This is a genomic window from Microcoleus sp. AT3-A2, assembly GCF_036705685.1.
In the GTDB taxonomy this organism is placed as follows: domain Bacteria; phylum Cyanobacteriota; class Cyanobacteriia; order Cyanobacteriales; family Microcoleaceae; genus Microcoleus.
This window is the reverse complement of record NZ_JAUBVF010000101.1, coordinates 1-9,806: the sequence shown is the minus strand read 5'-3', so window position 1 is coordinate 9,806 and position 9,806 is coordinate 1. Positions and strand designations below refer to the sequence as shown.

Genomic DNA, 9,806 nt, shown 5'->3' with positions numbered 1-9,806 from the left:
GTCGCTAATTTAGGATGATTGCATTTACGTCATACAGCCTAGTTACACAAAGGCTTTAATTGTTTTTGGAGATGTCTTATGTATTAGCTTTAGTGTAGCGTCTCAGTGTGATTTTTATCAAGGGCGATCGCCCTTGCTGAATCTCCAATCACTGATTGAGCGCACGGGCAATTTTTTGCAGCATTTAAAGCGAGTGTCCCTCATACTCCGCATCTTCAAGCCGTGCAATCACCGACTGTTTTGACCCAATGCGATCTGCAAGTTGCTGTTGGGTCAATCCTGCTTGCGTCCCAATCTCATAAATGAGATTACGACAGCATACCGATACCTTTATTGACAAGTCAGATTTAGACTGGGATTTTATTTTAAATCATTCTAACCTTCCTTCAGCCGTGTATTATGGTACTTTCGCTGCTTAAAAATTGTTTGGACTATTGAATAGTGTAAAACTTTCAAATATGCAATCGTTAAAACAAGCTGCCCGCCGACTTAAAAAAGAGACTTACGCCCTTTATTTAGCCAGTACAGACCAGAGAGTACCTTGGTACGCCAGAATTTTAGCTAGCCTTACGGTTGCCTATGCTTTTAGCCCGATCGACTTAATTCCTGACTTCATACCAATTCTCGGCTACTTGGACGATTTGATAATTGTACCTTTGGGAATTTGGCTGGTACTGAAGATGATTCCGTCACAGGTTTTAGCCGAGTGTCGGGAAAAAGCAGCCGCAGAAATAGAGCGAGGAAAACCGATAAATAGGGCTGCCGCTGCTGTGATTATTGCCATCTGGATTGGCTTGGGAATATTAGCTGCAATTTGGCTGACACGGATATTTAAAGGTTAAAAAAAATCACCTATCTAGTTATTGTGTAGCGTGCGCGCCCAGCACCTTACCTGAAACAACTCGCTGGCTCCAAAAATATTTAAAGTTTTAAAAATTACCGTTCTAGTTATAATATAGAGTGCGCTAGGCGCACCTTACGTTAAAAGAACTCGCGGTATCGCATACCAAGTATTATTTACCCCCTTAAAAAATTAAACTAACTTTCTAGCTATGACTCAAACCACTGATTTTCTCAGCCACCTCAACCCATCTCAGCGCCAAGCAGTCGCCCATTATAACGGGCCGCTGTTAGTAGTAGCGGGCGCTGGTTCCGGCAAAACGCGAGCTCTAACTTACCGAGTTGCTAACTTAGTTCGCACCCATAGAGTTGATCCAGAAAATATTCTGGCGGTGACATTTACAAATAAAGCCGCCAGGGAGATGAAAGAAAGAATTGAGAAATTGCTGGCAACTCAGCAAGCTGAAGCGGAATATGGCAAATCTTTGGTAGACTTAGCCCCGGATGTGCAGACAAAATTGCGATCGCAAATTTACCAAAGAATTACCAAACACATTTGGATGGGGACTTTTCACTCTTTGTGCGGCCGCATTCTCCGCTACGATATTGAAAAATACCAAGACGAAAAAGGCCGCCAGTGGAAGAAAAACTTTTCGATTTTTGATGAGTCAGATGCTCAAAGTCTCGTCAAACAAATCGTCACCAAAATCCTAAATCTTGACGACAAGAAATTTGACCCGCGAAAAGTCCGCTATATCATCAGCAACGCTAAAAATAAAGGCTTGTCGCCTCAAGAATACCAAGCAGCAGAACCCGATTATCGAGGTCGTGTGATTGCCGATGTTTACAGTCGCTACCAAGACGCTTTAGCAGCCAACAATGCCCTAGATTTTGACGATTTAATCCTCGTTCCCGTTAAACTTTTGAGCCAAAACGAGCAAGTATTAAGTTACTGGCATAAAAAGTTTTGCCATATCTTAGTTGACGAATACCAAGATACCAACCGCACTCAATACGATTTGATTCGGATGTTGGTGACAAATAACGCTGACCCAAAAAAGTTCGATAAATGGCAAAACCGCTCGATTTTTGTCGTGGGCGATGTCGATCAATCAATTTACAGCTTTCGCATGGCAGATTATACCATATTGCTGGAATTTCAAGAGGATTTTGGAGATGGTTTGTCGGACGAGAAAACTCAGACAATGGTAAAATTAGAGGAAAATTATCGATCGCGCGAAAACATCCTGCAAGTAGCGAACCACTTGATCGAACACAATACCGAACGGATCGAGAAAATTCTGCGCCCGACTCGCGAACCGGGAGCTCCGATTGTTGTCTGGCGGGCAGACAACGAATTAGATGAAGCGGAATTTGTAGCAGGTCAAATTCATTCCTTAAAGCGCCAAAACTCAGAATACGAAAACGGCAGTAACTTTGCGATTCTCTACCGCACAAACGCTCAATCTCGCTCCTTTGAAGAAGCGTTAATGCGTTTAGACATTGCCTACAATATTGTCGGTGGCCTCAAGTTTTACGATCGCAAAGAAATCAAAGATATCCTAGCATACCTGCGGACGCTTGCAAATCCCGACGATAGCGTCAGCCTCAAACGCATCATCAATACTCCCCGCCGCGGCATTGGGGATACCACATTTTCCAAAGTCGAAGACGCTGCAACTCAATTGGGCATTCCGTTGTGGGAAATCCTCAGCGATGAATCTTCTGTCAATACTCTCGCAGGGCGATCGGCAAAAGCTATTATTAAGTTTGCCGAAATGATAGGTCGTTGGCAATCGCAAGTTGAAACTCTGCCGGCTTCGCAAATTGTCCAAGGAATTATCCAAGATTCAGGCTACATTGAAGATTTGAAAAATCAAGGAACCGAGGAAGCCGAAAATCGCATAGAAAACGTCAGAGAATTGTACAATGCTGTGCTGCAATTTGAAGAACAAAACGAAGAACCGACGCTGACATCATTTTTAGCAAAAGCATCTTTAGCATCCGATTTAGATGACTTGCAGGAAGAAGATTCCCGCGTGTCGCTGATGACGCTGCACTCGGCAAAAGGGCTAGAATTTCCCGTAGTATTTCTAGTCGGAATGGAACAGGGTTTATTTCCCAATTTTCGCAGTTTGGACGACCCGAAAGCGATCGAAGAAGAACGCCGTTTGTGCTACGTCGGCATCACTCGCGCCCAGGAATTGCTATTTCTCACCCACACTCGCGAACGCCGCCTCTGGGGAGGCTTCCGGGAACACTGCACCCCTTCGCTATTCTTAGGCGAATTGCCACCACATTTGCTGGCTGGAAGTGCGAAGAAAACTAAGACGGGGAAAACGGCTGCATCTAAAGGAAAAACTAATAATTCAGCCGCTAATGCCGGCAATTCTCAAGCGGGAAACAATGGACAATCGGGGGATTGGAAAACGGGCGATCGGGTTTTTCACCATGCTTTTGGAGTTGGAGAAATTACCCACGTTTTGGGAGAAGGCGATAAAACTAATCTGGCAATTAAGTTTTCCGGTTTGGGCAGAAAAATCATCGATCCGAGAACAGCTAAGTTGCAGCGAGTGTAAGTAAAAATATAGCAAAGCATCTGCGTTAATCTGCGTTAATCTGCCTAAATCTGCGGTTTCCCCATCCATCAAAGATTTATGCAATAACCCTAACCTGTAACACTTCGCATTGCTAATAACGCCGTCCCATAAGCAGCCGCAGTATGAATTGGCGTTACTACAGGCACTTTTAAATAACGCTTTCTAATCGCACTCCAAACAGTATTTTTTGCACCGCCGCCAGCCGTATAAACTTTGGTCAAAGGAGTTGCACCCAATTCTTGCAATAATTGATATCCCCGCGCTTCAATCCTCGCTATGCTTTCTAGCAAACCGTGCAGAAATTCCACTGAATCAGTGGGACGCGGTTCGAGTCGGGGAGGCAAATTAGGGTCGTTAATGGGAAAGCGATCGCCCTTTTTCAACAATGGGTAATAATCCAGCAAACTCTCTTGTTCTGGATCAATTTGTGTGCTATAATTATCCAACTCAACATCAGTAAAAAAGTGTCGCAGCACCGCACCTCCGGTATTAGAAGCACCTCCAACTAACCACAAATCGCCTAATTTGTGACTGTAAATCCCGTATCTAGAATCATCTACGCGGGTATGACTTAACAGTTTGACTGCTAGTGTAGAACCGAGAGAAGTTACTGCTTCCCCTGGTAAATTGACACCGCTTGCTAAAAATGCGGCAATGCTATCGGTTGTACCAGCACAAATCATACAATCGCGGGGAAAACCGAAGCGATCGCCCACTTGAGCTCTCACTTCCCACACAGGCGTGCCCGGTGCGACAACTTGCGGCAATTCAGGCGTTGCAGCGCCCGCAATTCCCTGTGTCAGCCAATTTGGATAGCACAAAGTATCAACATCGAAACCGAGTTTCAAAGCATTGTGATAGTCGCTAATTCCTAATTTCCCGTGCAGCAGAAATGCCAGCCAGTCAGCTTGATGCAGGAAAACTGTAGGGGCGGTTTCCTCTCGAAAGTCTTGCAACCACAGGAGTTTGGCCAGACTGGATGTTGCGCTTAATACTGTGTGGTTGGCAGGGGCGATCGCCCGCAACCTCTCAGTCACCGCTGCACCGCGCGGATCATTGTATAAAATGGGTTCGCATACTGGTATACCGTCGGTATTGCACAGCATGACAGTGGAAGATGTGCCGTCAATGGCGATCGCCCTTACCTGATTGCGGATTGTTGGGGGAATTTGCTCGATCGAATCCCACAGCGCATTTTGCCACACCGAGGGCAATTCAGTCTGTTGTTGCCCGTTGTTGGCAAAAGTATATTCTGTCTCACAATGGATTGTACCCTGGGAGTCGATAATTGTCGATCGCGCGCCCGTCGTGCCGAAATCTATTCCCAAATAAAGATTCATTTGCCACTCCCGCGAATTTTCCTATATTTGACTAAACCACAAATTTTATTTGCGTCTTATGGTTGTTTCTAACTCAGCTTCTTCTGCGACAATATCAGGATTTATCTGCTCTTTGGCTTATTATTTAAATAATGGATAATTGTCTAAGGTGCGAGCGCTAAGTCTGAGAAGTTTTAGGTTTTCTACAGATTCCATCATAAGCTCTATTGGCGTTGCTGATTTAAAGTAGGAAAAGCTAAATATACAAGTCGTAGAAACCAGTATCCACAAAGCTTCTGAATTTTCAAATTATTTTTTTATCCCCTGATTAAGAAACACCGGGATTTGTTCTGATGCCAAATCTTTGGCAATAGCTTTGAATGAACGGCATCGGCAAGATTATTTGAAGTGGAGGCAGCGGGTAATAAAGATTCGGTTTTTCGCGCTAGTTGGCTTAGTCGAGTCCATAGATAAGCGTGAGAGGTATATTGATCAGTTTTAGTTACAGGTACAGGTTCGTTGGAGTTAGCTCAAGCTAGAGCTTGAGCTACTTAAATCTAAAGTTTAATTAAATGTTAGCAACTAAACTTGGCAAGTCAATTAGACTAACTCTGTCAGTAGCGTATCGGAGCAGTTAAATGTCCCCTTGGGTGAAAAATGATCCAAATTCAGGCGGAGTTAAAATCCCTCCAGCCGTTCAACAACAGGTAAAGCAGCGTGTTCTCGATTATGCAGCAGCTAACTACGCTGGCAAGTACACTCGCCTAGAGATCCGCTTTCGCAGTCAGTTTTGTTACATTGATGCCTATAAAGAACCTGATTGCCCTCCAGATTTTCCACCCAAAGACTTTCCCGTATCTCGCGAGGAATATTTAGAACGAATGCGAAATAGCCCCATTCACCTGTGTCGGCTGCGCTACTTTGGCGATGCAGAATCTTGGAGTCTGGGGTTTTACACCTACAGCAATGAAAAATATGAGCTTTGTATGTTCAAGAATGGCAGTTTCTACGGTACTCCTGAACAAGCTTTTGCCATTTCTGCCATGTATTTGCAGTAACCAAAAATGACCCTCTGAGGTCGAAAAACTGTGAGTTTCCCTCTTACCATGTATTTTTATGAGCGAATATCAATACTACGAGTTTCAAACCATCGACCGACCGTTGACTAAAGCGGAACAACAAGCAGTCAGCCTACTCTCTAGTCGCGTACAAGTAAGTTCTACTAGGGCGATATTTACTTATAGCTATGGAGATTTTCGAGGCGACCCAAAAGACCTATTAGTCCAATACTTCGATGCCATGTTTTACATGGCTAATTGGGGAACATTACAACTAATGTTTCGTTTTCCCAAAGGTCTGATTGATGTTGAACGGATGCAGAAATATTGCATTGAAGATCTGATTGCTGTTTCTGAAATTAATAATTTTGTCATTTTAGAAATTTCTATGGAGGACGAAGAAGGTTTTGGGTGGATAGAGGGAGAAGGAAATCTATCCTCTTTGATAGGTTTGCGCCAGGAAATTTTGCAGGGAGATTATCGTTTACTTTATCTGGCTTGGCTGAAAGCGATTAGCTATCTTGATATTGATGAACTCAATGAAGAAGAGTTAGAGCCACCTGTTCCTCCTGGATTGGGTAAGTTATCTTCATCGTTAGAGGCTTTTATAGATGCTTTTGAATTGAATGAGCATCTGCTAAATGTGGCAACAATTGCGAGTGCTGCTAAACCTTCTCTTTCAGAAAATAGCCTAAAAGCAGCTATAAAAAAACTCGATCGTTCTGAAAGCGATACCTTTTTACTGCGGTTAGCCAAAGGAGAAGCTAATCTGTCCTTTGAATTGCGTAAAAGATTATCACAAATGATGGAAGTTATGCAAGATGTAATTACAGGAGAACGAACAATTAGAGAGCTTTTAGAGAGCGCTGAACAGGAACAAAAACAGAGCGATCGCAAAAAAGAACAGGCAACTGAAGCTTTACGAGTCAGAGAATTGGAAGCTTTGGCTCTGCGAGAAACGGCTGCTTGGGAAGATGTAGAGGCTCTTATTCAAAAAGGAACTTCTAAATCTTACGATGAAGTAGTGCCGTTACTTTTAAAACTCCGAAACTTAGCGGATTATAAAAACCAACAAGCTAATTTTTCAACACGGCTGAAACAACTTTATGCTCAATATAGTAGTCGCACTGGATTAAAAAGACGTTTACTTGAGGCGAATTTATAATCGACTTGAAAGGGAAAGGTGATTCAATTGTATTGACAGTCTGCGGTATAAGGATGTGCTCGCAGATTTATTCAAGTGACGATCGCACTCAACGACTACGATCGCCAATGTATTGAGTTTATCGTGAAGCAACACTGCCAAAGACAAAATATTGGGCGTTGCTTAATCAGGGTATGAAAAAAATAAGTTAAAAATCCAGAAGCTTTGTGGATACTGGTTTCTCTGACTTGCATATTTAGCCTTTCATACCGTAAATTAGTAACGCCGAACAGCAGATCCGGGTAAGGACATCGCATTGCCCAAAGCGTGTCAACTTAACCCGAAAGATCGGCAGGGGTTTAAACCCCTGCCAGACAAGGCATTGCCGTGTCCCTAGTTAAACTTTTGTCCCGCACTCAGGACAAAACTTATTGCTCGAAACATTCTTCGCGCCGCAACTCGGACAATAAATCAACTCTGCAGATGGCAACGTGCTGCGTTCCGGCAAACCAACCATTTGAGCGTTGCTCTTACCTGGAACTACCATCGGATAGCAGTTTTCGTCCCTCGTCACCTTGACGTTCATCAGCACTGGGCCGTCATGAGCGAGCATTTGAGCGATCGCATCTTTGAGTTCCTCCGGTTGCGAAACCAGCATCCCCTTCACGCCATAAGCTTCAGCCAGCATCACAAAATCCGGCATCCCCACAGTCATATTCGACGACGAATAACGCTCCCCGTAGAACGCCTGCTGCCACTGCCGCACCATGCCTTGCCAGCCATTATTTACAATCACAATCTTGACATTAATGCCGTATTGTGCTAAGGTTCCCAACTCTTGAATATTCATTTGCACGCTAGCATCGCCAGCAATACAAATCACTTGCTCATCGGGTAGCGCCATTTTCGCGCCCATCGCCGCCGGCACCCCGAAACCCATCGTTCCCAAACCAGCGCTGGAAATCCAGCGGCGCGGCCCGTTGTTCAAGAATTGAGCCGACCACATTTGATGTTGACCGACATCTGTTGTGTAGTAAGCATCCGGCGCTTGAGTAGCCAACTCCGAAATCACCTCTTGCGGAGCCAAAATGTCTGGGTAATGAGGCACAACTAAAGGATAGTCCTGTTTCCAGCGATCGATCCTGTGCAGCCATTCCGCAGTTTGTCCGGTCTTCCCCGAAACTCCAGTTTCCCGACAGCGGCGCAGCAAATCGAGCAAAACTTGGCGGACATCTCCGACAATCGGCACGTCAGGGCCGCGATTTTTGCCGACTTCCGCCGGATCGATATCGATGTGAATCACCTTAGCCCGCGCGGCAAACTCGTCTAATTTCCCGGTCACGCGATCGTCAAACCTCGCCCCCACAGCAATCAGCAAATCGCACTCGGTAACGGCAAAATTAGCGTAAGCAGTGCCGTGCATCCCCAGCATTTTCACCGACAAAGGATGGTTTTCGTCAAAGGAACCTTTGCCCATCAGCGTTGTCGTGACCGGCAATTGAAAAAGTTCGGCGAGTTCCTTAATTTCCTCGTGGGCCCCCGCGGCGATCGCCCCGCCGCCCACATAAAGCAAAGGACGCTTTGCTTCCTTCAGCAAATGAATTGCTTGATTAATTTGCCGAGGATTTCCCTTCACCGTCGGCCGATAGCCCGGAATTCTCACTGCTCCCGGTTCCACGGGCAGATAGTCAAATTCTTCCAAACCCACATCCTTGGGCACGTCAATCAACACAGGCCCCGGCCGCCCTGTACTCGCGATGTGGAAAGCTTCTGCCACAATTCGCGCCATATCTCCCGGCTCGCGCACTACATAAGAATGCTTGACAATTGGCAGGGTAATCCCGTAAATATCTGTTTCCTGAAACGCATCAGTGCCGATCGCCGGACGGGGCACCTGACCGGTGATAATTACCATCGGGATCGAATCCATGTGGGCCGTCGCAATCCCCGTCACTAAATTAGTGGCGCCGGGCCCGGAAGTAGCGAAACAAACCCCAACTTTTCCGGTAGCGCGGGCGTACCCGTCGGCCGCGTGAGCAGCACCTTGCTCGTGCCGCACCAGAATATGTTTGATAGCGCCAGTTTCTTCAGCGCGGTAGAGTTCGTCGTAAAGCGGCAGAATTGCGCCGCCGGGATAACCAAAAATATGCTTGACGCCGTGGCGGATCAAGCTGTCAATCAGAGCAAATCCACCAGTTGCACGTCTGATGGTCACTTTAGTTTTTAGTTGCACAGAATTTCCTTCCTTAAACTAATTATGATTTTTAATGAAAGCTTTTATACTACTTTAATCTCAATTAATGAAACTATGAAAATTTAAGTGGTGAGATTTTACAAAAGATTTCGCGATCGCAGAGGGTTCGCCCGATCGAGAAATTGGGGAACAGCAGAGGAAGAAAAGAAACAGAGGAAATAGCGGCCTCTATGGCTGTTTACCGTGATATGACGCTTTTAGAGCATTCGTGATTCGGCATTCGACAAGAAAAACAATCGTTTGAGCAATTAAGAACGTCCTAATCATCAGGGCGGTTGCTATGTTATGGATCGATCGTGAAAAGAAAGCCCTCGAACCTCTTACCATTGGTGTCAACACTCGCCTAAAACCCTTGATAAATCTTGTTTAGACGCGAGTGTCGAGCCCGCTCTCATTGCCGTTAAGAAGGGAAACTAAAGAGAATGCTTTGGTTCATCCCAACTCTCAGGGGATCTGGGCAATCATCGTCAAACAGTAGATCGGTACTACATTTGACGTTAATTTGAAACCCATCCCCTCTTCCTTCTTCCTTCTTCCTTCTTCCTTCTTCCTTCTTCCTTCTTCCTTCTTCCTTCTTCCTTCTTCCTTCTT

At 45.2% G+C, this 9,806-nt stretch carries 7 protein-coding genes and 1 pseudogene; 4 read left to right on the top strand and 4 right to left on the bottom strand.

All coding sequences use genetic code 11. The features are described from left to right. Window positions 1–184: 184 nt before the first annotated feature. Entirely contained in the window at window positions 185–277 is a 93-nt protein-coding gene (locus QUB37_RS28435) for a hypothetical protein (protein ID WP_333168498.1), read from the bottom strand. Between the two features lie 181 nt (window positions 278–458). Between QUB37_RS28435 and QUB37_RS28430 the strand changes: the two genes are divergently transcribed. Together QUB37_RS28430 and pcrA are read left to right on the top strand one after the other, a co-directional pair. Next, window positions 459–842, top strand: coding sequence for a YkvA family protein (locus QUB37_RS28430; RefSeq protein ID WP_333168497.1), 384 nt, complete (start codon window positions 459–461; stop codon window positions 840–842). A 210-nt stretch (window positions 843–1,052) separates the two neighbouring features. Continuing rightward, complete coding sequence (gene pcrA / locus QUB37_RS28425) at window positions 1,053–3,419, top strand: DNA helicase PcrA (protein WP_333168496.1); 2,367 nt, start codon at window positions 1,053–1,055, stop codon at window positions 3,417–3,419. 89 nt (window positions 3,420–3,508) lie between these two features. Here the strand turns inward: pcrA and QUB37_RS28420 are convergent, their stop codons facing one another. Continuing rightward, complete coding sequence (locus QUB37_RS28420; protein ID WP_333168495.1) at window positions 3,509–4,780, bottom strand: FGGY-family carbohydrate kinase; 1,272 nt, start codon at window positions 4,778–4,780, stop codon at window positions 3,509–3,511. A 629-nt stretch (window positions 4,781–5,409) separates the two neighbouring features. Here QUB37_RS28420 and QUB37_RS28415 point away from each other — a divergent pair. Together QUB37_RS28415 and QUB37_RS28410 are read left to right on the top strand one after the other, a co-directional pair. Continuing rightward, complete coding sequence (locus tag QUB37_RS28415; RefSeq protein WP_333168494.1) at window positions 5,410–5,817, top strand: hypothetical protein; 408 nt, start codon at window positions 5,410–5,412, stop codon at window positions 5,815–5,817. Window positions 5,818–5,875: 58 nt separating this feature from the next. After that, window positions 5,876–6,982, top strand: coding sequence for a hypothetical protein (locus tag QUB37_RS28410; RefSeq protein WP_333168493.1), 1,107 nt, complete (start codon window positions 5,876–5,878; stop codon window positions 6,980–6,982). Window positions 6,983–7,358: 376 nt separating this feature from the next. Here the strand turns inward: QUB37_RS28410 and ilvB are convergent, their stop codons facing one another. After that, a complete protein-coding gene (gene ilvB / locus QUB37_RS28405) occupies window positions 7,359–9,194 on the bottom strand; it encodes a biosynthetic-type acetolactate synthase large subunit (protein WP_333168492.1) in 1,836 nt (611 codons plus the stop codon). A 421-nt stretch (window positions 9,195–9,615) separates the two neighbouring features. Next, window positions 9,616–9,806: pseudogene (locus QUB37_RS28400) on the bottom strand (hypothetical protein); the annotation flags it as partial.